This is a genomic window from Candidatus Sysuiplasma jiujiangense (assembly GCA_019721075.1).
Lineage (GTDB): Archaea > Thermoplasmatota > Thermoplasmata > Sysuiplasmatales > Sysuiplasmataceae > Sysuiplasma > Sysuiplasma jiujiangense.
Window position 1 is genome coordinate 17956 of record JAHEAD010000015.1, and the last position, 22183, is coordinate 40138.

Annotated in this window: 21 protein-coding genes; 7 read left to right on the forward strand and 14 right to left on the reverse strand. The window is 50.2% G+C overall.

Going from position 1 to position 22183, the window contains the following annotated elements:
• Positions 1-126: 126 nt before the first annotated feature.
• Positions 127-1224 (reverse strand): M42 family metallopeptidase, encoded by a 1098-nt coding sequence (locus tag KIS29_08725; GenBank protein ID MBX8640403.1) that lies wholly within the window; start codon positions 1222-1224, stop codon positions 127-129.
• Positions 1225-1344: 120 nt separating this feature from the next.
• Positions 1345-1842, reverse strand: coding sequence for a GyrI-like domain-containing protein (locus KIS29_08730; GenBank protein MBX8640404.1), 498 nt, complete (start codon positions 1840-1842; stop codon positions 1345-1347).
• Positions 1843-2048: 206 nt separating this feature from the next.
• On the opposite strand from KIS29_08730, the gene KIS29_08735 reads away from it, so the two are divergent.
• Positions 2049-2717 (forward strand): peroxiredoxin, encoded by a 669-nt coding sequence (locus tag KIS29_08735; GenBank protein ID MBX8640405.1) that lies wholly within the window; start codon positions 2049-2051, stop codon positions 2715-2717.
• A 55-nt stretch (positions 2718-2772) separates the two neighbouring features.
• On the opposite strand, the gene KIS29_08740 is transcribed toward KIS29_08735, so the two are convergent.
• From KIS29_08740 to KIS29_08750, 3 genes are all read right to left on the reverse strand, one after another.
• Complete coding sequence (locus tag KIS29_08740) at positions 2773-3276, reverse strand: hypothetical protein (protein ID MBX8640406.1); 504 nt, start codon at positions 3274-3276, stop codon at positions 2773-2775.
• A gap of 349 nt (positions 3277-3625) precedes the next feature.
• Complete coding sequence (locus KIS29_08745) at positions 3626-4078, reverse strand: type IV pilin (protein MBX8640407.1); 453 nt, start codon at positions 4076-4078, stop codon at positions 3626-3628.
• Positions 4079-4548: 470 nt separating this feature from the next.
• Positions 4549-5574, reverse strand: a complete 1026-nt coding sequence (locus tag KIS29_08750; protein ID MBX8640408.1) for a zinc-ribbon domain-containing protein — start codon at positions 5572-5574, stop codon at positions 4549-4551.
• A 416-nt stretch (positions 5575-5990) separates the two neighbouring features.
• Here KIS29_08750 and KIS29_08755 point away from each other — a divergent pair, with 416 nt between their 5' ends.
• The 5 genes from KIS29_08755 (at position 5991) to KIS29_08775 (ending at position 10988) form a co-directional block, all read left to right on the forward strand.
• Positions 5991-6854: an SMP-30/gluconolactonase/LRE family protein gene (locus KIS29_08755; GenBank protein ID MBX8640409.1), complete on the forward strand. Its 864-nt coding sequence runs from the start codon at positions 5991-5993 to the stop codon at positions 6852-6854.
• A gap of 85 nt (positions 6855-6939) precedes the next feature.
• Positions 6940-7950, forward strand: coding sequence for a carbohydrate kinase (locus tag KIS29_08760; GenBank protein MBX8640410.1), 1011 nt, complete (start codon positions 6940-6942; stop codon positions 7948-7950).
• 188 nt (positions 7951-8138) lie between these two features.
• On the forward strand, positions 8139-9044 hold the full coding sequence (locus tag KIS29_08765; GenBank protein MBX8640411.1) for a (Fe-S)-binding protein: 906 nt from the start codon (positions 8139-8141) through the stop codon (positions 9042-9044).
• Positions 9044-10195 (forward strand): lactate utilization protein, encoded by a 1152-nt coding sequence (locus KIS29_08770; GenBank protein MBX8640412.1) that lies wholly within the window; start codon positions 9044-9046, stop codon positions 10193-10195. The genes KIS29_08765 and KIS29_08770 overlap by 1 nt, the downstream gene beginning before the upstream one ends.
• A gap of 10 nt (positions 10196-10205) precedes the next feature.
• The gene (locus tag KIS29_08775; protein ID MBX8640413.1) at positions 10206-10988 is read left to right on the forward strand and encodes an SDR family oxidoreductase; all 783 of its coding nucleotides are present in this window, start codon (positions 10206-10208) and stop codon (positions 10986-10988) included.
• A 32-nt stretch (positions 10989-11020) separates the two neighbouring features.
• Here KIS29_08775 and KIS29_08780 read toward each other — a convergent pair whose 3' ends face one another.
• The 3 genes from KIS29_08780 to KIS29_08790 are packed head-to-tail and all read right to left on the reverse strand — an operon-like array spanning position 11021 to position 13664.
• Positions 11021-11917: a sugar phosphate isomerase/epimerase gene (locus KIS29_08780; protein ID MBX8640414.1), complete on the reverse strand. Its 897-nt coding sequence runs from the start codon at positions 11915-11917 to the stop codon at positions 11021-11023.
• 14 nt (positions 11918-11931) lie between these two features.
• Positions 11932-12636: an orotidine 5'-phosphate decarboxylase gene (locus KIS29_08785; protein MBX8640415.1), complete on the reverse strand. Its 705-nt coding sequence runs from the start codon at positions 12634-12636 to the stop codon at positions 11932-11934.
• Positions 12633-13664, reverse strand: coding sequence for a zinc-binding dehydrogenase (locus KIS29_08790; GenBank protein MBX8640416.1), 1032 nt, complete (start codon positions 13662-13664; stop codon positions 12633-12635). The genes KIS29_08785 and KIS29_08790 overlap by 4 nt, the downstream gene beginning before the upstream one ends.
• A gap of 407 nt (positions 13665-14071) precedes the next feature.
• On the opposite strand from KIS29_08790, the gene KIS29_08795 reads away from it, so the two are divergent.
• Positions 14072-15682, forward strand: coding sequence for an extracellular solute-binding protein (locus KIS29_08795; GenBank protein ID MBX8640417.1), 1611 nt, complete (start codon positions 14072-14074; stop codon positions 15680-15682).
• A 95-nt stretch (positions 15683-15777) separates the two neighbouring features.
• Here KIS29_08795 and KIS29_08800 read toward each other — a convergent pair whose 3' ends face one another.
• From KIS29_08800 to KIS29_08825, 6 genes are all read right to left on the reverse strand, one after another.
• On the reverse strand, positions 15778-16785 hold the full coding sequence (locus KIS29_08800; protein ID MBX8640418.1) for an alcohol dehydrogenase catalytic domain-containing protein: 1008 nt from the start codon (positions 16783-16785) through the stop codon (positions 15778-15780).
• Between the two features lie 97 nt (positions 16786-16882).
• Positions 16883-17869 (reverse strand): Gfo/Idh/MocA family oxidoreductase, encoded by a 987-nt coding sequence (locus tag KIS29_08805; protein MBX8640419.1) that lies wholly within the window; start codon positions 17867-17869, stop codon positions 16883-16885.
• A 111-nt stretch (positions 17870-17980) separates the two neighbouring features.
• Positions 17981-18787, reverse strand: a complete 807-nt coding sequence (locus KIS29_08810) for an SDR family oxidoreductase (protein ID MBX8640420.1) — start codon at positions 18785-18787, stop codon at positions 17981-17983.
• Positions 18788-18842: 55 nt separating this feature from the next.
• Entirely contained in the window at positions 18843-20015 is a 1173-nt protein-coding gene (locus tag KIS29_08815; GenBank protein ID MBX8640421.1) for an ABC transporter ATP-binding protein, read from the reverse strand.
• A gap of 6 nt (positions 20016-20021) precedes the next feature.
• Complete coding sequence (locus KIS29_08820) at positions 20022-20873, reverse strand: carbohydrate ABC transporter permease (protein ID MBX8640422.1); 852 nt, start codon at positions 20871-20873, stop codon at positions 20022-20024.
• The gene (locus KIS29_08825; GenBank protein ID MBX8640423.1) at positions 20866-21729 is read right to left on the reverse strand and encodes a sugar ABC transporter permease; all 864 of its coding nucleotides are present in this window, start codon (positions 21727-21729) and stop codon (positions 20866-20868) included. The genes KIS29_08820 and KIS29_08825 overlap by 8 nt, the downstream gene beginning before the upstream one ends.
• Positions 21730-22183 lie beyond the last annotated feature (454 nt).

Sequence of the window (22183 nt, forward strand, 5' to 3'; positions counted from 1 at the left end):
ATCAACCGATCACCATTCAGTCGAAACTGAAAGCACAGGGACCAGCAAGCAGCTCCTTCACTCAGGCGGCTGCTGTTTCTTGGGCAGGGCAATGGGGTTCCCGCCAGATTATTTTAAAGCACCGGTTTAAAGTTCTGTGAATGATTTTGCCCTTTTCGAATCAAGCATGCGTATCACCGCAACCATAAGTCTGACGGCCGCATCGATATCATCAAGACTTGCAATCGCCGAATGCGAATGTATATGCCTTGTAGGAACACCAATAACAATAGAAGGGCAGCCTGCTCTGTTCATGTGAAACTTTCCCGCGTCTGTTCCGCCGCGGGACACGGTCGAAAGCTGATATGGAATGCGCTCTTTCTCTGCTGTGTCTATGACAAACGATTTGAGTTCCTGGTTTGGTATCATTGATGCGTCAAAGGTGAGTATCGAAGGTCCCTTGCCGATACGGGACGGAGCTTCGCTTGGCTTTATTCCCGGAACATCGCCCGCAATGTCCACCTCAAGCGCAAAGGCGACGTCTGGATCGACGATGTGTGAAACTGTCTGTGCTCCGCGGAGACCGACTTCCTCCTGAACGGTCGCCGCCATGAAAACCGTGTTGGGATGGTCAACATGCTTTTTCCGGAGATGCTTAAGCACCTGGAGGCCCACAAACGTCCCGACCCTGTCATCGAACGCCTTTCCTATCACGCAGCTGTTCCTTCCCGTGGACAGAAAGGACGCATCGGGCGCAACCGGATCGCCTATCTTTATGCCGAAATCCCTTTCAACCTCTTTTCTTCCGGTCGCACCGACGTCAATGTACATGGAGGTTAGCCTGACAACCTTCTCCCTTTCTTCGGGCGCAAGGAGGTGTGGAGGCTTGCTGGAAATTACACCTGTTACATCCCCTTTGCCTGCCCTTATCCTGACCCTCTGACCGAGCAGAACCTGATCAAACCATCCTCCAAGCGGGCTGAATGAGATGAAACCGGTCTGTTCGTCTATGCCGGTAACGACAAATCCGACCTCATCCATATGCCCGGCCATCAGGATTCTGGGTGATTCCTCCTTTCCTGACTTCCTGAATATCACTGAACCAAGCTTGTCAAAAGAGACGCTGTCGGCAAAAGGGCTTCCTGCCTCTTTGACTATTCCCGCCGGTTCACGTTCGAAACCCGATGGGCCGAAGGATTCTGAAAGCCTCTTCAGCAGTTCCGTGTCTTCTTTTGCAAATGTCATGATGGCAGTAAAAGCATGGGCATTATTTATTTCCGACCCGCCATATTGTGTGGCGGTCTGGCGGCCCTTTCCTGTACCCTCCCTGCAGCGATAGCAGGAATACCGAGCCAGTAAGGTCCGTCAGCCCTTCTGCTGATCTTTCATTTCGTCCCGGCCTTTGACGATCAGGAGCTGGACCTCGATGTTCTGCCACGCTTCCCTGCTCTTCCAGGGATTGCCATCATATACCTCCCTGAAGCGTCCTGTTCTTGCAATCGTGCCGTCCTTCCTTCTCCATCTTATCCAGTCATTTATGGCATGATAGACTATCGATGATGACACCTGATCCGGATTAAATTTCACGCTCACGACGTCGAAGGGTTTGAGCGTACGGACGCTTACACCGCCGCTGCCTCTGGCCTTCCCTTTCAGTTCGATGCAGGCTTCCCACTTTATCCTGTCCTCTCCTTCGGCCTGTTCTGTGAATATCCACTTCCCCCCACGCAATCCCCTGGACGTGATCCACTTTTCGACCTTTTCAAATGAAGTTCTTATTGCCCTGTCGCTGTAGGCAGCCTCAGTCGTTATGCAGGCAACTGTGTAGCCCGGCGCACGTTTTATCCTGAAATCAACAGCCATATCGCTCGATCTCCTCTTCTATGATAACGCATTGTCCCTTAAAACAATACTGTCCCCGCTTGGGTGCATATCAGGACGGGCGACACTAACCTGGCCGAATGAAACCGGACGCCAGACAGGATTTAAATCATGCAACCTAATCCGACGGAATATTCAGTCAGCGCGAGAGGATCTATTAATATTGCAGCCGGGCCTTTAGTATCGCGATGGCAGAACCCATCCCCACAGATACCAGTCTGCATAGCCTTCCGCGTAATTTGCCGGCTCCCGAAGACGACGGAGCGGCTAAACACCTTCCAGGCATGGCTGTCCCCGAAATAGAGCTGCGCTCCACGTCCGGCAGACTGGTTAATGTGGGAAAAGCCGCAAAGAAGCTTTCTATTTTTTTCTTTTACCCCGCAACAGTTGCGCCGGGAATACCGATACCCGGTGAGTGGAGCGAAATACCGGGAGCAAGGGGATGCACGATCCAGAATTGCGCTTTCCGGGACGCCTACGAGGGTTTCAGAAAACTGCGGTACCAGGTTTTCGGGGTAAGCGGTCAGGGACAGGGACCGGAAAGAGGCCTGGAGGAACAGATGGAGTTTTCCAGACGCGAAAATCTGCCATACGAACTGCTGAACGATTCAAAGTTTGAGCTGGCAGATTCGCTGAGACTCCCCACTTTTGTTGCCAGACTGAAATTTCCGGAAGTTGTCTACGAAGGAAAGAAATATACATTCCCGCTGCAGAACCGCAGGCTGATCAAAAGACTGACAATTGTGGCATATGCCGGCCGCATAGAGAAGGTATTCTATCCAGTTTTCCCGCCTGACAGGAATGCGGCTGAAGTAATGGATTACCTTAAATCAGTGCGAAATGTGCGAAAGAATTAAGGATGAAGCCGGGAGGGGGCAGTCGACACCTGCCTGCGTTGTTCCAGTCAGCAAATCATTCATGTGCACGCGGGTTGTTATAAAACCATTGCATCGGAGGCGGCTCAATGTCATGCTGCCAGAGAAGCGCAATGAGTTCACCCATGTGATAGAGCTGCTCGGTGAAGGACTGCAACAGGCACTCTTCCACACTCAGCCTGAACTCTTTTCCGGCAGAGGTTTTCAATACAACGACGCGTGACAATGCCGCATCGTCGATCGACTGAAAAAACGCGTCCGTTCCCGATTCGACGCTTTGCATGTGTTCTGTCACTTCACCCATATCCGCGTAGCTTTCCCACTTCCTCCTTACGTAGCTGTCCTGCCGTCCTGTTATGACATAATTGACAATCCAGTCCTCGTTGTCGATCATGTGCAGCAGCACGTTTTTCATGCTGTAGAAGCTTGCCTCCATATTTTTCTCAACAACGTCGGCAGACAGTGTCGAGAGTTTTTCGGCAAAACGCCTCCTCACCATCCTTGCATAGTTTACAAGTTCACGCACGTCCGTCATCATCATCAACCCAGGGCCGATCAGTTCAACCTTTAGATATACTGATGCCCGTTCCCGGAAATCGGGCCGGATACAACCGGGAAAATGTCATCCATTGCGAATACTGCCAAACCGCCATTTCCTTCCGCAGTTCCGTAACTGCCCTGGAATTCGGCCGCATTAGTCCATGCGCTTATCACGGTGCCCGCAGTCCTCGCTGCCCTCAGCAGGTCTGGAAAGAGACTGCGCTGAAAGAGCGATGAGGTGGACAGCGTTCGGTGTCGGCACTGAGAACTTAAAAGATGTCGGACAAAAATGAGTAAAAATAGAAAATTAAGGGATTTAGGAAGTCATTTTTGGCTCTGGTGAATTAAATTCATTGAAGAGTCGTGGAAACGAGTATTGACGAGCCATCGAGTATTTCAAAGGTGGTACCCGCTTGAATAAGTGCCGAACCAGCGCTTGAAATAGAGAAATAGTCTCCGGCTGACAGATCTGAACTACCAGTTGCAACGTTCGTGAAATTCAGATAGACACTGTTTCCGTTTCCATGTGTATTCCAACTAGAGTACGCGTAAGTAGTTCCATTCAGTACAACTTTCAGACCGGAAAGTGCAATGTTCGAAACAGTTACTTTATCCACCGTTACGGTCCAACTACCTGCACCATTATTTGTGGTCGTCAATCCCGCGCTGTTCGCCGTTCCCGGTGAGTGGGTGAACCCGCTCACCATCACATAAAGGACTGCAGCGAGCACGACTGTAATCGCCACCATCAATATGGTTGCAATGACAGGCGACACACCGCTGTCCTTCAGTCTCTTTGCCATTTTCTTTGTATTCATTTACTTATGTCCTGCAACTTACAGTTGCGAGGATTGAGTTTGCAGTTGTAATTAAAAGGGTTATCAGATGAATTGCTCATGTTGATATTCAGGGACAGACCTGCAACAGGCTTATTTTCGAAGCTGAGAATCGACTCACAAGATTAAAATAGAACAAACCGGGGAACCGTAAAGGTCGTTTGTCTTTGCTACAATTGCACAATAGCCTTCGCTTCATTTTTCCAAAATAAAGCCTGTTCTTTAACGTAGGCTGATTTTGAAGTTACTATGACAAATAAAGCCATGCAATTGCTATGCCAGGCTGACTGTCCACTCTGCACGATCTGAGTCTAGATCCTGCACCTATCAGATTATTGGGCAGCTCTTTGCTCAACCGTGTATGGTTTCTGGAAAGTAATATTCATTGCAACATGCAAAACCTCATCGTTCTAGCTGGAATTGTAATTTGAACCGAGTCAGTATGTTACAAACTCATTGCGGCTTGTCAGCGTCGTGACGCTAATGAATGTATACTGTTTCAAATTGGAATTCACGCTTACCCATCCACTGCTGTAATGAAATACTGAAACAGGTGTGTTGCCTGAGAAATTCCATTCGTCGGCAAACACAAGGACGGAGGATATTGGAGCTCCATCCACTTTATACGTTACCATAGACATCGTAAAATCATTCATATCGCCGCGGTACCATTCAGTCATTAACCCTGTGAAAAATGCTCCCTGCCCTGCCTTCTGGATGCCACCTGCAAAGTACGATGCGCCATATGCGCTTACGGTCTTGCTTGCGCCCGCGCTTGTATTCCAGTCATGCACTGAAAGAATGACATCACCTGCCGAGAAGCGCATACCGAGCTGAACGCTGTTACCATTGTTCACATTGGCACTGAGATCAATCAGGCCAATCGTGTCTGATGTACCGTTCGGAAAATAAACCTGATAAGCCATGTGGAATCCCTGATAAATGACTGCAGTGTTCGCAGTCTTATTGACATCCCCGGGCCAGTTCCATGCGATGCCCACCTGATACCAGTAGCCTGCGCTCGACACGCCATTGAGGAGATATGAGGGTCCAAAGGCCGAGAAGTCATTTTGCGCCACCGCCGTAACATTCCAGGCGAGGGAGGAATAGTTGCTCTGGAATGCCTCGCCGATCTGCAGATCATAATATGGAGCAGCGTTCTTGGGCAACTGAAGCGTACCGCCGTGAAACTCAAATAAAAGAACAAAATAGGAGAGGGAAAACAGCACGATAACCGCAAGAACAACAACCACTGCGACAATTCCCACTTTCTTTTTCCTGCTCCAGCCCGGCCTTTGTTGCAGTGAAGTTATTCCCACATTTGACGATGGCATCGACATAGGTCTGACAGACTCACTTTTCGGCGCCTGCTGCACACCGGCTGATGTCTGCACAGGTGTTCCGCAGACAGTGCAGAATCTGGCGCCTTCTTCAATCGGACTACCGCATTGCGTACAATACAACGCATATCGCCTGCTGGATAGATATCATATCTTTTGATAAGGATTTGTGCCGTAGTTACGTTTTTTGACACATAGTGCCTTAAAGCGATTGTGTAAAACTGTTGCTGTCGAATCAGCCTGGGAGTATTGATTATCCAGTTCTTCATAGAAATAGCCGGGTTTCGGGCACTTGCGCATTCGGCATCCTTCTGACAACATCGTTACTTTTCAGTCGTTCTTGATGGATGAAGGAGTCGTACCACTTCGCTTCAGCAAAAGCCAAGTCGAAAGCAGTTTTGACAATGTGCATTTGGCGTGGCTATTCGATAACGAACAGCATGACTCTTTTCCCCGCCCCCCTGGAACTTTTGAAAACTGAAAGACTAAAAGAACAGCCGTGCATCCACTATGAAACAAATCAGAGGTGAAATCGAAGAATGGCGGAAACCGTAGGAACGATAAAATGCACGCTGGCGGAGGGGCCTCTCTGGGACTCAAGACAGAATGTGTTATACTGGGTGGATATCATTGAGGGAAGGATTCATTCGTATGACCCTGGTGCAAATGCCTTTAAGTCATACAGCGCTGGAAAGCTTGTCAGCTGCATCCTGCCAAGGCAGAAAGGCGGCTTCCTGATTGCCAGAGAACATACCGTCTATTCCTGGGATCCGCACAAAGTCCCTGAAAAGATGTTTTCAATCGACAGCGAACCTTCCAATAACAGGTTCAATGATGGAAAATGTGACCCGGCGGGAAGATTGTGGATCGGAAGCATGGACATGGAGGAGAAGAGCGCCACAGGAAGCCTCTATATGATTGGAGAGAATCTGAAAATTGACAGGAAAGTTAGAGGACTCACAGTATCAAACGGACTTGCATGGTCCCCCGATAACACCAGGATGTACCATGTCGATTCTCCGACAAGACGCGTGTTCAGATATCACTACGACCCCGGGAGCGGCAGGATTTCCGACAGGGAAGTATTCGTTGAAATCCCTGCAGGCGAAGGATTTCCGGACGGATTGACAACAGACACTGAAGGAAACGTCTACGTCGCTCAATGGGGAGGGTTCTGTGTTTCCGTCTGGAATTCCGGAGGGGAGCGCATCAGCAGGATTTCGATCCCTGCGTGCAATGTTTCATCATGCGCGTTCGGAGGGAGTGATATGAAGGATCTATATGTGACAACAGCTGCATACGGCCTGAGCAGGGAGCAATTGAAGAAGGAAAAATTCAGCGGAGCGATATTCAGAGAAAGAAGTGACATCCGTGGAACGGAACCGGACGCATTTGCAGGATGAACTGCACTGTGGGCCTGCAGGCTGGACTTAACAGCTGCTAATTGAAAGCCTGAAAGCAGTTCCGTGTATTCGGGGAATGAAATCGATGAAGTATGTTGTAAGTTCAGGAGAAATGCTTATTGATTTGACACAGTCCGGCGGGGGAGGGAGTGCCGTTTTTGAGGCGCATCCCGGCGGTGCTCCTGCAAACGTTGCTGTGGGTATAGCAAGGCTCGGCGGCAGATCGCGCTTTTTTGGAAAGCTCTCTTATGACTGGTTCGGCGATCTGCTTCTGCGGACATTGAAGAAAAATGGCGTTGACACGGATTTTATTCCTGAACGCTCAGAGAGGCAGACAGCACTTGCAGTTGTTTCGCTTGACAAATCCGGAAACAGAAGATTTGCTTTTTACCATGACCTGAGTGCTGACACGCGGCTTACTCCGGGAGAGGTTTCAGGAAAGATGTTCGATGATGCATCCATTTTCCACTTCGGATCCGTCTCGATGGCTACGGATCCGCCAAGAAGCGCGATGGTCAGACTGGTTGAGAATGCAAAATCAGCGAAATGCCTGGTTTCATGCGATCTCAACATGAGAGAGGATTTATGGCCTGAGAAGAGGGATATAGGCACTGTAATGGAGTTTCTGCTGTCGAATTCGGATGTATTCAAGTGCAGCGAAGAGGAGCTTCACCTGCTGGAATGCGGACTTAAGAAAGACGGATCACGCAAAAGTGGAGGCAATTACAGCGATCGCAGCATACGCAGATGTATAGACGAATTACTCTCTGCTGGCCCCGGAATGGTTATCGTCACACGAGGACGTGGAGGTGCGGTCGTTGGATGTGAAAACAGCATCGTAAGCGTTCCCGCTTTCCGGGTGAGAGCAGTGGACACGACCGGAGCAGGTGACGCGTTTACCGCAGCGCTGCTCTATCGCCTTGTCAGGGACGGTTTTACAGATGCTTCCGGATTCAGCGTTTTGTCTGAGAGCACACTGACAGAAATTGGTCGCTTCTGCAATGCGGCCGCGGGTTTCAGCTGCATGCATTACGGCGGAATTGATTCCCTCCCCACAATCAGAGAGATATCAGAAATTCTGAAGACCGCGAAATGACAGCTCATTCCCGTTTCGATACATGAGCGCTTTCCATGAGCAGTTTCTTCTGATGACTGTTGCAGCAGTCACTATCACTGCACTTAATGGAATTTCACATCATGTAGATCATAAATTGTCGAATCAGAGCCGTCTAAAAACCATGGTTAAATAGTAAAATTAACTCTTCACCCCCGGCAGTGTTATTGATGTCTCCTGCAAACGAGCAGCGCCTGAAGTCTCTGGTATTTTTGAAAAAGTTCGCATACGGCAATCTGATGAAAAATTATCTTCCGTTTCCAATGGATACAAAACTGTGTTCGGGATGGGCGAAGGGAATCCCGACGGAAGGTCCCACTGTAATCTATACATCCATGATGTACCAGATGGCACCTCTTTTCAAGAACTATGAGAAGATGCTTCCCACCATTTCAAAGATGAAGGGAATTTCACAGCTCGCAGGCATCGGGAAGTATTTTTACAGGCCATCAAAAACAGAGGTTGAGAGGGCATACCGCATCCTTAACAACATTGCAGCCATGCTTAGTAACTCAGGAGTACAGTTTGCATATCTGTATGACAGGGAGCCATACAGCGGGGCGCTGCTGCTTGAACTAGGCATGATTGACGAATTCCGGGAATACGGAAAACGCCTGCTGGAATTCTTCGGAAGCAGGGGCATCACAAGACTGATAACAGTGGATCCGCACACGACAAATGCGCTGTCAAGGCTCAGGGAATACCATAAGTCCGACATTGAAGTTATCCCGTATCTCTTTCTTCTTAAGGGTGCAAGGGCGGAGGGTGAGTTTGTACTGCATGATTCCTGCCTGTACTCGAAACACCTGAAAATGTACGAAAGCATCAGGCAGTTTATGAGGGACAGCGGCCTTAAGCTGAAGGAGGACAGAATGGTCACAGGCAGGGAGACTGCAATGTGCTGCGGTTCTCCCGTCGGTGTTGTGAATCCGGAGCTCAGCGGGGAAATAGCTGCCCATCGCGCAGTAAAACTGTCTTCTGTCGGGAGCAGGGTGATATTAATGTGCCCAATGTGCTATCAGAATCTTTCGCCACACATTCGGGATATTTCGGATCTGGCTGAGGTGATTCATTGATAAGTGAATGGGATGTAGCGCTCGAAAGGTCGACAGTGAACAACGTTCCCGGGGTATGGAACGTCCTTGAGAGATACCCTTACATTGAAAGCATCAGGAAGAGTCTCCGGGAAGCGAAATTGAAGGTTATTGAAAACATGGACGTGTATCTGAAGCAGGCTATGGAGTCTGTCTCAAGGAGCGGCGGTAAACCGCATTTCGCAAGGAATGCCGAAGAGGCCCTGAAGATAGTGGACGGCATAATAGGCGACAGCAAACATATCATCATGGGCAAGTCAAGCGTCGCATTTGAAATCGGCCTCAGAAAGCATCTGGCTGAGACCGGGAGGGATGTGTGGGAAACAGACTTCGGCGAGCTGCTTCTTCAGATATCGAACGAGGAGCCGTCACATATCATAACAGTTGCGCTTCACATGACAAGGGAGGCTTTCGGCCGAAGCATACATGAAAAGCTGCAGAAATCGATAGACGAAAATTCGTCCGCTACGGACATGGCTGCCGTTGTAAGGTCGTTTCTCAGCGAGAAATACCAGAAGGCGGAGGTCGGAATAACAGGTGCAAATGCGGTTGCCGCTGATACAGGCTCCGTTGCACTCGTGGAGAATGAGGGCAATATCCGCATGACCACCGTAAAGCCGGCCGTTCATATCGTTGTGACAGGCATCGACAAAATTGTTCCGACAATGCAGGACGCATTCCATGAGATAATGATCCAGTCCGCATATGCGGGTTCCTACCCTCCCACATACATCAATTTCACAACCGGACCAAGCTCAACGGGCGACATTGAATCTGAAATTGTGAGACCAGCTACAGGACCAAAGGAGGTTCATGTGGTCTTTCTTGACAACGGAAGGATGAAAGCTGCCGGAGACCCGGTTCTCAGGCAGTCTCTGTTATGCGTTAGGTGCGGAAGATGTTATTTTGCATGTCCTGTCTACGGCATACTGGGAAAGGACTGGGGAAAGCCGCCATACAGCGGGCCCACAGGTGTGATGTGGCATTCCATCGTGACAGGCGACAGCTCATATGCGCACCTCTGCACTCATTCCGGAGGATGCAAGGAGGTCTGTCCGATGGATATAGACATACCGCGGGTAATGGAATACCTCAAATGGAAGGATATGCAGGGAATGACAAAAGGAAAGTGAAGGTGTACTCATGGATGTTAAGGGAAAAATAGTCGTTGTAACCGGCGGCTCAAGCGGAATAGGGAGAGCGATAGTTGAGGGTCTTATTGACGGCGGCGCAAAAGTGGTAACCTGCCATCGCGGGGATGAACAGGGAGCTGCGGAGCTTGCAGATTATGTGTCACGTAAAGGGCATGCGGCAGATTTCGAGATTGTTGACGCCGATGTATCAAAAAAGGGGACATCGGAATTGCTTCGGAAAGCTGCCGTGGATAAATTCGGTGCGCTTAACGGCTGGGTCAACAATGCTGCAATACAGATACTGTCAAGGTCTGAGGAACTGAGCGAAACTGAGTGGCACAAAATACTTTCTGTAAATCTCGATGGCTATTTCTTTGGCTGCCAGGCGGCTGCCCGGCACTTCATAGCTACGGGCTCTTCGGGCAGCATTGTCAACATTACATCCGGCGTAAATCTCCTTGCTGTCAAATTTCTGGCCGCATACACGGCATCCAAAGGAGCGGTTGCGTCGCTCACGAGATGCCTTGCAGTCGAATGGGGACGATACGGCATCAGGGTCAATTCACTCGCGCCCGGGGCCACCGACACGCCGCTGAATAAAACACTCTATACCCCCGAGGTGAGGAAGACATACAACGACAGGATACCGCTGGGGCACATTGCGTTGCCGGAAGAAATTGCCGATGCGGCAATTTTTCTCATTTCGGATGCAAGCAGGTACGTGAGCGGTCACGAACTTGTTGTTGACGGGGGCCTCAATTACAACGGCACCGTTTATCAGCCGCTCGGATAGGGTAGGCATAGGGGCGTCTGTTCCCCGCCCTTTCATCTGAAGGTTCTGCGGATTTTGCCGGCAAGGAATGAAACAGAGCGCACAAGATCCATGTTTCCGTTCACTCCGTCCTCGATAGATATCCATCCGTTGAAATCAATTTCCTTCAGGATTCCAAAAACACTGTCATAATCGATCAGCCCCGTGCCGACAACGCCGTGCTCGAGTGACTCAGGATAACCCACACCTGTATATTTTTTCAGATCCTCCAATGAGTAGCCGCTCTTCAGATGTCTGTCGCTGGCATGCATGGTAAGTATTCGCCGTTTGAATTTTCCGAGCACCTCAATTGGATCCTGTCCGGAAACAAGCGCGTTCGAAGGATCGTAATTGATTCCAAACCATGGTGAGTGAATGCTGTTGACTATTTCCTCGAAAATATCTATAGACTGCGCGAACTCCGGGTAAATCCATCTCCCGTCCTTGTAGTGGTTTTCCATCACCAGATGCACGCCGTATTCCTCGGCGTAGGGAATAAGCTTCTCGATGGATTCGACAACCCAGCCGATTCCGTCCTCCCTTGAGATCTGAGGACGCCTCTGACCGGAAAGAACCCTGCATGTTCTAATCCTGCCTCCGGTTTCAGACTTCGACATCGTCTTTATCCAGAAGAGCATATCATCAATCTGGCCTTTCCTGTATTCCCTGTCTGGATTCGTAAAGTCGGGGGAAGTGCACATCATTGGCACCAGAAGCCCCCTGGATTTTGCATAGTCATGAATTCTGAGTACGTCCCCTTCGCTTTTTTTCTGGTAGAAATACGGATACATTTCAATGCCGTCAACGCCGAGTTTGGAAGCTTCTTCTATCCAGCTTTCGAGGGGTCTGTTTCCGCTGCAGAGGTCATCGAAATAACCTTTGGGAAACGCAATCAAACCGGGTCCTTGCATTTCAACCACTCCGCTCATGCAGTGTTCGGGTGCTTTACGAGGGATACGACTTCTTTGAGAACCTTTCGTATTTCTGATGATTCGGAAGCAGGCGAGAAGGAGTGCCCGTCAATCACCAGCGGGGCTCCGACCACAACAAGCGGGGCTCCGAGAGCGGGCAGTTTAGGCAGATCCCTGATAGACAGACCGCCTACTGCCTGAACCGGGCAGTCAACGGCATCCACTATCTCCCGCAGGAAGTCAACCGGACTGCCGCCGTTCTCGCCCCTCTCATCGAATCCGAGATGGGCGATGACAACATCCACCCCCGCCTCCTCGAGTTCTTCGGCAGCCCTTACCCTGTCGCTTCTGCCCAGAATGTCTCCCATGACGTATATGCCGTAGTCGCGGGCTGCCCGTATCGTGGCCCTGACGGTGGCAGGATGACTTGCAGCCATCACGACGACAAAATTTGCGCCTGCCTTTGCCATCATTTCTGTCTCAAGATATCCTCCGTCCATCGTCTTCAGGTCTGCCACTATCGGCGTACCTGGAAATTTTTTTCTGAAATGGGACACGGCGTGCAGACCTTCGCCGAGCAGCAACGGTGTGCCGACCTCCAGCCAGTCCACGCCCGACTCCATGGCTATTTCCGCAATCGGTTCGGCTTCCCTTATCGTTTCCAGATCCAGGGAGACCTGGACAGTAGGTTTTTTCAGATCTCCTTTCGTCAGTTTCATAGCATCAGCACTCCTTTCGCGATCCTTCTCTTCTCCATATCTTCAAATGCGTCCTTCCATCTGTCCAGGCTGTACTGCCTGACAATCCTTTCGGGATTCAGCTTTTTTGTTGTGAACAGCCTTAGCACTCTCTCCCATGTCTCCCAGTTGTGGCTGAATGACCCATGCAGTTCGACAGCCTTTGCAACAATCTGGTCAAGGTTAAACCCTGGAACGTCCGGACCCCAGCCAACCTTTACAATCCTTCCACCTGGCCGGATAACATCAAGCGCAGTCTTGAGCGTCGCACTGACTCCCGAGGCGTCAACAACCACATCCACACCATCGCCCCAGCCGGAATGACTCAGTGCCTCCACAGCCGCACGCGCATTGTCGAAAATCATGTTCGCACCTATTTCCAAGGCGGTTTTGAGCCGTTCAGCGTCTGAAGGCACACCGAGCATTGCAATGGCCGCTGGGGATCTGAGCGTCGCAACCTGAAGGCAGAAGAGTCCTATAGGACCCGGACCGATTATGAGAACGCTGTCGGCAGGTTCTATTTTTCCTATCGTGGAAGTGGCGTTGAAGGCCACACAGCTCGGTTCTGTCAGCGCAGCGGTTACATTGCTTACTGCGTCGGGCACCTTGTGGAGTATCTCCTCCCTTGCAATCAGGTATTCAGCCATTCCGCCGTCTGTTAGAGCGCCGAAGCCAATCCTGCTCGAGCAGAGGTTGTAATTTCCCTTCCTGCAGTTATAGCATCTTCCACAAACATGGAACGCGGTTTCGCAAACCACTCTGTCTCCCGTTTTGAAATTTCGAACTTCGCTCCCTGTTTTATCGACTATTCCCATCAGTTCATGTCCCAGAATTACAGGTTCCTTCCTTGGATAAGATTCCGTTCCGTTGTAAACGTGTATGTCGCTGCCGCACACGCCAACAGCCTTCATCTTCAATCTCACTTCCGTCTTTCCGGGTTCGCCCGGATCACGCACTTCCTTCAGCACAACTTTTCCTTGACCATGCGATTCGGAAACTATAGCCTTCAAATTCGACACCACCACTCGGCTAGACAGGTCACATAGAATAACATTTCTAGAAACATGCAGGTCGAAGCGAAGGACAGCATGGACAGCCATATTCCGCTGGCAAATGGCAAAGGGAGCCCATGTCTGTACACCGACGAAATTATATCGCCGTTTTACAGAAAGAATCCTTTGCTTGCGAAACGATTCGAGAAACAGAAACGCACATCGGCGGTTTCACCGGATCGTTTAATCAAAAGGTTGCGCTCTCTTCAGAAAAACTGCAGATTTGCATATCGTTCAGATCTCAGCGCTGAACAAAATTAAGTTTGCCGGGAAACAGATTAATATAGCTATATCCGGATGGGGGGGAAGGTGAAAAATTGACGCAATCTGCGAGTGGGAACGAAAAGCGTGGAAATAAAAAGATATTGTGGGCGTCAATAGTTGTGGTGGTAGTTATCATTGTTGTAGTTGCTGCCGCAACTGCAGTCATATTGTCCAAACCGCCCACAAAGAAGAGCAATACGGTTTACTTCTACACCTGGTGGGGACCAACCAGCGGTAGAGCGCTGCAGAATCTGACGGAAGCTTTCCATACGGCATATCCGCAGTACACTGCCGTGCCTACGGTATCTCCCGGGGCGGGAGGCACCAATGCGAAGTACGCCATACTTACACTAATCAAGGCAAACGATCCTCCGAACACATTCCAGACCCACTATGGACCTGAAATGCTGAGTTACATAGAGGCTGCTCCAAGCGGAGCCAACTCGTTCGTCAACTTTACAAGCTATGTTCAGAGCAATATGGCCAACAAAGCTGTTTCGTCCGTTCTTGCTGCCGGGACCTACAATGGTGTCACATTCTCGCTGCCTGTGGATGCACATCAGGGTGCACAGCTATTCTTCAATCCTCAGGTTCTGGCCAAATACAGCCTCCCGATACCCAATAACATGTCCACGTTGCTCAGCGACACCGTTGCTCTGGGCAGCCATGGCATCAATGCCTGGGTCATACCCGGCGGAGACGGCGGATGGGACCAGCTGAATGTCTGGGAGAATGCGTTCCTCGCGTATGGCGGCAATACCATGTATGACGAACTCATGTATGGAACGCTTAACACAAGCAGCCCGAGTGTTATGCATGTTCTGAACGAAACAAACGCCGCATTCTTTACATTTGAGAAATACAGCATGCCCGGTCTCGAATCGGACAGCTGGCTGCAGGCACTGCCCTATGTCCTGAAGGGTCAGGCGGCTTTCTACACTTCAGGCAACTGGGTTCTTGAATATACAACAGATTACCTCAATGTCCTCGTTTATCCGGCAACCGCACCATACACTTCGTGGACAAACCTTACAATGCTCGACCAGTCCTTCCCGGGAACGCAGAACTACTGGGTCCTTGTTACAGACTCAGTTGCGGTACCGTCCGGTCCTACATCAACGCTTGGTCTGACGTTTGCAAAGTATTTCTCATCCTATGCTGGAGATAAGGTGTTCACAAAGACCAAGGCAGTAACATTCTATAATAATGTTACATCCGATTACTACGCGACCCAGGCGCAGTGGTACAGTTACAAGACACTTCTCAACACGAGCCCGTCCAACTTCGTTTACCAGCTGTCGGATGGAGGACTGTTCGACAATGTGTTTGCGTCATACACCTCCGCAATGACTGCCCTTTCTGAGATAGGACCTTCTGATCTAGCGGCATGGAACCTGACGCTTTCGAGTGGCATCAGCAGCGAACAATCCGAATGGATGACCGCCAACTCTCTTGGCTACGGATACATGGGCTTCCCGGGCCACCCCTTCGGAGGCTACGCCCCCCCATGGGCAACAGCAGCAGTGTCAGGAGTTGCAGCGCATCCTAACAGCGTCAGCACCACTGGTGTTACCAGTGCAAAGTCTCCGACTGCAAGCAGCCACATCCAGAAACCGGTGAAGATCAACTACGTCCAGATTTCACTGACTTCGGTGACCTTGCTTCAGAAGTTCTATGTAATGGGCGTCAGCCAGGGAACCAGACTGCTGTAAACCCTGCAAGGAATCAAAACTTTTACAAACCACTTTCTTCTCTTTATTTTATTTTTGAATGATACGCTGCGGCATCATCCGGCATTTTACAGTAGCTACAGCGTCAACATGACTTTTGACGAGCCAATAAGATTGGAGGCCAGTTTCCTGAAAACATCAGGCCCGTTATCAAGCGGCTCCATCGAAATCCAGTTCTGCCGATCATCCAGGATGTTCGTGCCCGCAAGCTTCACCGCCCTGGAAAATTCGACGTCCGTATATGCGTACGACCCCTCTATCACAAGTTCGCCCCTCACAATTGAGTTTGCTCCGAGCCTGGACGATGCCTCATGATTCCCGATGAAAATTGCCTTGCCGCCTCTTCTTATGACCTCGACACACTGAGCCCTCGTTGATTCCAGGCCAACAGCATCGAATGAGAAATCTGCCCCCTGGCCAACTGCATTTTGCAGGTTCAGTATGGCATTGCTGTCACTGCCGTTTATCACCCGCGTGGCTCCCATACTCCGGGCTGTCTTCAGCCTCTCCTCGTTCACGTCGACTGCGGTGCAGTCTTCCACGCCATGCAGTTTCAGGAGTTTGAGAACTAACAACCCTATAATGCCCATTCCAAAGACAACAGCGCTGTCGCCTGTTCTGAATTTGCACTTGTCAACGGCCCTGAGAGCCGTTGCAAGCGGTTCGGCTATTGCGCCGGCAACCGGATTTTCCACCGGATGGCATGATGCTGCAGGAACAGCGACATATTCCGCAAAGGAGCCTGGAAACGCGGCTCCGATGATTCTCCTGTCCTGACACAGATTCCTCAAACCTGAAAGACAGTACGTGCAGTGGCCGCATGTTACCATTGGATTGACTGCGACAAGCCTGCCTTTCAGATGCTCCGGCGAACCAGTACCTGTCTCCTCCACGATGCCCGAAAATTCATGCCCCATAGTGAGTGGCGGTACCCTCAGTTCATTCAGACCCAGATACGCAGCAACTTCGCTTCCGCAGACGCCGGACATGGAGACCCTGACAAGCACCCAGCCGGCAGGGATCTCAGGTTTGGACACGTCCTCGATCTTCATCTCATTTCTGGCTACCCATACAAGCGCTTTCATTGCCACCGACATCTGAAACACTGGCTTAACATTATCGTTTTTCGGCAGAAACGCATACGCGATTCAGAGGTTGCCGCTGTTACCGTTTCAAAGCTCGTTACTTCTGCAACGGAGTCGTTCCGGCCTTATAGATTTCCAGGACAGCTGCAAGATCTCTCTTCGCAATTACCGGATCCATGGGTGGTTCGCTCCTCTCTTCGACAGCCTTGAGAAAACCTCCGATCTCCTTATCGAATACATCTTCTATTTTGATGTCAACTGTCTTTCCGTTCAGTACGGGTTTTCCAAACGCGTAGCGGATGCCGGACATGTACTTGAAATCCACTTCGGGATGTGTGCCGACATCCTCCACTATGCTGCCCTCGCTGCCTATGACTTCGAACGAGGGTAACCGCGGACTGTAAGGATAGCTCCATGTATAGAAGAGCAGGCCATGTGCCGACGATTTGAAATCAAACAGTGAAATGGACGTGTCCTCTCCCTCAATAGAGGAAGAGCCATGGTAAGCCGCCGACCTGATACTGCGGTAGTCGCCGCCCAAGTTGAGAAGCGTGTCGACGAAATGGATGCCGCCGTCAATAAGGGAACCGCCACCCATTACTTTCGCATCTGTCCTCCAGCCGTTCTTGCTGTAAAGCCTCTGATCCCGGACAATGATCGTGTGAACTCTGCCGATTTTTCCCTCGTTCACTGCCCTGACTGCATATCTGACGGATGAATCAAAGTAATACTGCTCTGCCACCATGAATTTCACTCCTGTCCTGGCCGCCGTTTCAATCATCAATTCGGCGTCGGCGACAGTCGTTGCTATCGGTTTTTCAATCAGCACATGCTTCTTCCTGGAGATGGCGTCTAATGCAACTGCCCTGTGCATGTTATGCGGCAGGATGATATCGACTATTTCGGCGTCTGATGACAGAGCCTTCGTAATATCGCTGAAAGTCTCCGTTGCGCCGTAGGCTTCGGCCGTCTCTTCAAGAATCTTTTCATTACGGTCATAGAGCGCAATTTCGACGTTCTGTTTTTTCCATGAGTCGAGATGCACCTTGCCAAAACCTCTTGAGCCGAGAACCAGGGTTTTCATGAAGGAGGGATAGACGTGAAGGTGATTAAAAGTTTTCATGGATGTACATTTCGAATCCGTTCGTTCCTGGAAATAGAAGTTTTAATTTCCCGGGATCGTCACACGTTTGCCTCAGCGGGAATCGCTGCGGTGCATTTTCCTGAGGACTGAAAATGCGGTCGTCTCATTAAGTGCTGTCATCTGACCACCGTCAACCAGCATGGAACTGCCGGTAACGAATGATGACCTGCCTGATATCAGAAAGCTCACTGCCTCGGCAATCTCTTCGGGTTTGCCTGCCCTTCCGAGAGCATGCGAGAGGCAGGATGCCTCATATTCAGCCGGTTTTCTCTTCTTCCAGTCCAGTATCCGCTCGCTCGCCACAAGACCGGGCAGTATGGAATTTGCCCTTATCCCAAGATGACCGAATTCAAGCGCTATCGAGCGTGTCAGTGCATTCATTGCGGCCTTCGCGGCGTCATATGCAGCTGAATCGACATCTCCGGCCGCAAGAGCGTGCACAGAGGATATGTTGACTATACTTCCGCCTCCATTCCTGATCATCAGCGGGATTAGTTTCCTGCACAGGAGAACAGGTGCGAAGAAAGTGACATCGAATGTCCGTCTCCAGTCTTTCCCTGTGAGTTCCAGAAAGGGCTTGCTTACCATGGCAAAAGCACTGTTCACGAGTCCGGTCAGTTTCACCCCTGATCTGCCCGCGGCACGTGCAATCCGGTCTATTGTTCCGGCCTCGGAAATGTCGCCTGTGACATGGATTACAGAATCATTACTGCCTGCGATTTTATCGAAAACCCTGCTTGTGTCCACTAAGTCGTTCAGAATAAGATCATAACCTTCCGAGGCCAGCTTCATGGCTGTTGCCTTGCCTATTCCAAGGGAAGCGCCTGTAATAACAACTGTATTTCCGCTTCCTTCCATTTCACTTCATCCCGTTCATCGCTGCATTACTGATATAACTTACCGGCGTCCGGAATCAGTTAAACGCCGGCTGTATGACTTTTCCGTCGTAATTCATTATCGAGCGCCCTTCGGTGTCAAACAGCAGAATCTCGTTCTTCCTGACATATACCTTTACTGGAGTTCCTCCCGGCAGCGGAACTTCGCTTGTTGTCACAATATCCTTGTCTATGCCGGGAATGTTGAATATCACCCTGAACACGCCAACCGAATAACCGGAAATGTTCACCGTACCGTTGCTGAGCATGAGCCATTCTTTCTCATTCAGTTCTTCATCCTCATCTTCTGTCGTAAGCATTATTCCCTCTGGCCTGAGACCGAGAAGGATTTTCATTTCTCCGGCGCTCCTGTGCGCATCCCCTAACTGCTCCGGGCTGATTTCAAAACCGATCTTCTCCCCGATATTGACCACAGACCTGCTGCCGGCTGTCAGTTTCGAAGGTATGAGGTTTATTTCACCAATCGCCCTGGCTACATCGATAGCCTTCGGCTTGTGATAGAGCGTTTCGGTCGCGGCTGTCTGAATGTTCAGGCCGTTGGATATCACCAGGGCATTGTGCGCGAGTGCGAAAATATCGGCCGGATCATGGGAAACAATTATGGCCGTGATTTCCAGTTCCTTCTGCACGTTCCGGACAAGCGAACGTGCGCTGTCCTTGATGGTCGCATCGAGATTGCTGAAAGGTTCGTCGAGGAGGAGCAGGGACGGATCCTTGGCGAGCGCCCTGCTCACGGCGACCCTCTGCTGCTGTCCGCCGCTGATATTGCCGGGCCTCCTGTTCAGGGCTTCCCGTATATCGAGGAGATCGGCAAGGAACTCCACCTTTTTCCTGATCTCGGGAGCGGGCATTTTTCTCGCCCTCAACGGGAAGGCTATATTCTCATAGCTCGTAAGATGCGGATAGAGCGCCCAGTTCTGGAATACCATACCGATGTTTCTGCCCTCGGCCGGAACATTGATCTTTCCGTTTTCAGCGACCACTTCATCGTTGAAATAGATTGAACCCGTCGTTGGTTCTTCCAGGCCGGCAATGAGTCTCAAGAGTGTCGTCTTGCCGGCGCCGCTGGAACCGATAATGCCGTAGAAGTCCCTGTTTTCAACTGTGAACGATATGTCCTTGATGGCTGTTTTTATCCTGTTTCCGCGTCCAAACGATTTCGTAACATTTCTGAATTCTATTTTTACCAATCCGGTTCACCCCTTGCCGCCCGAGCCCAGGGCCAGAAATCCTCTTATGAAGTATCTGCCGAGTACGATTATAAGCAATAGCGGAAGAAGGGACGATATCAGTGCGGCAGCAAAGCTCTCATTGTACAGCGCACCGTAGCTGCCCGAATAGGACATCACCAGCACCGATGCAGTTCTCATGGGAGGTGTCGAGGTGAGTATAAGAGGTATGAAAAAATTATTCCATGTTTCAACTATTATGAACATGAAGGTGGATATCGCACCTGGGATGACCAGCGGCCATACTACCTTCCTGAATATGAGCCAGTCATTTGCTCCGTCTATCCGCGCCGCTTCCAGTGTCCGCTTCGGCAGGACGGCCATAAAGATCGACATCAACAGGGCCCCTGTCGGAAGGTAGAAAACAAGAAAGGCGAATATCAATCCGTAATATGTATTGAAAATACCCAGCTTCACCGCCAGGCTGGTCAGCGGCACAAGCGTTATCTCATAGGGCACAAAGGTGGCGATTGCTATTATTGTAAAAACAGTGTCGTTGAAGTATGATTGCTTGAGGGAAAGATGGTATGCAGCCATTGCCCCCAGGAAGGTCGAGATTGCAGCCACCGGAATCGTGACGATAAGGCTGTTGAGCAGACTCTGCTTCATCTGGGAGAACACTGTTTCTATAGCGGACAGTGAGAAGCCCGCAGGCTCCAGAACGGGAGTGCTGATGACTCCCGATGCAGTCTTGAATGAATTGATTAGCAGGCTGTAGACAGGAATCAGCCATATTGCCGCAAAAAAGCACAGCAGTGCAATTACAACAGCAGAGCGTATCAGTATTTTGGTCCGCGCGCTGATCAGCTGCTCAGTCATTTGTTATCCACCTCTTCAGGCCCAGGAGCGCGTAGGGTATCACGACAACTGCCGCCAGAATAACCAGCACTACGCTCGCAGCAGATGAATCGGCGAAAAACTCGGTAATGTAGTAGAAGTACATACTGAGGACAGCCGTTTCGGTAAAGGGATTCAGACCGGTCGATACAAAGGGAAGTGAAAATATTCTGAGTGCAAACAGGAAAAGCAGTGCTGTTGAAACAATGAATGCATTCTTCGATTCAGGAAGCAGTATTTTCGTAAGGATCCTGATCGTTGAGGCACCGTCTATCCTGGCGGATTCGATTACCTCCTTAGTGACATTCTGGAATGATGCAAGATAGAATATCACAGCAAGCCCGGAGAATACCCAGATGGATACGAGGATGAGACTTGGAAGTGCGGAGGCAGGCCTGTCGAGCCATGTGTACTGCGGCAAACCCAGAGCCCGGAAAATTGTGTTTATGCCTGTCCTTGTATTGTACAGCCATGTCCATATCACAGCGGATGCGGCCAGGGAAATGGCAAGCGGGTAAATGAAAATAGTGGTGAATATCAGCCTTATTTTGCTGCTTCCGACATTATATATCAGTGTTGCAAAAAATATTCCGAAAATATTGCCAAACAGTATGAGAGAAGCGGACCATATGAGAGAGCTCCTCAGCGGATTGGTGAATGCCGTGTCTCTGAAAATTGAAGTGTAAGTCTGGAAGCCCACAAAAGTGGCGACCGGATGAAACGAAGAGGAGTTTGTGAAGGACGTATATACATTCCAGCCGACAAGATACAGGAGGACAACGGAGAATATTCCTGTTGGAATGAAGAAAAGGAAACTGGTTCGTTTTAAAAGCACCATACTGCATTGCCCCCCGTCTGAAACTGCAATATACGCAACTATTCCATCTCTTTCATTTTTATGGTTCTGTCATTCCTGTTTTACACTTCAGTCCGAAACGCTTTACCTTAAATAACATTAACTATAAATCATGATAGATGCCCGCTGCAGTCCAGCGCGACGACCAGGAGTCAGGTGGAAGGATCTGGAATGAACTGAACTCTGGAGTTCGGCCGTGCGTGTAAGAACAGAACGAGTGAAGGCTGAGCCTGCAGGATTCATCTCGGCAGAAATCCAAAATTGCTGCAGGCGAGACATCAGAAATAAATGCACTCAGCAGAGTTCTGATCATGTAACTTTTATTTCCAGAAAAAGGCGGCAATTCATTCAAGGCCTGAAGAAATTCAGAAAACGCGGCGGTAAGGGCGGCGAAGCATGAAGGGCGTGATTGTTTAGCCGCATCAATCACCGGTTA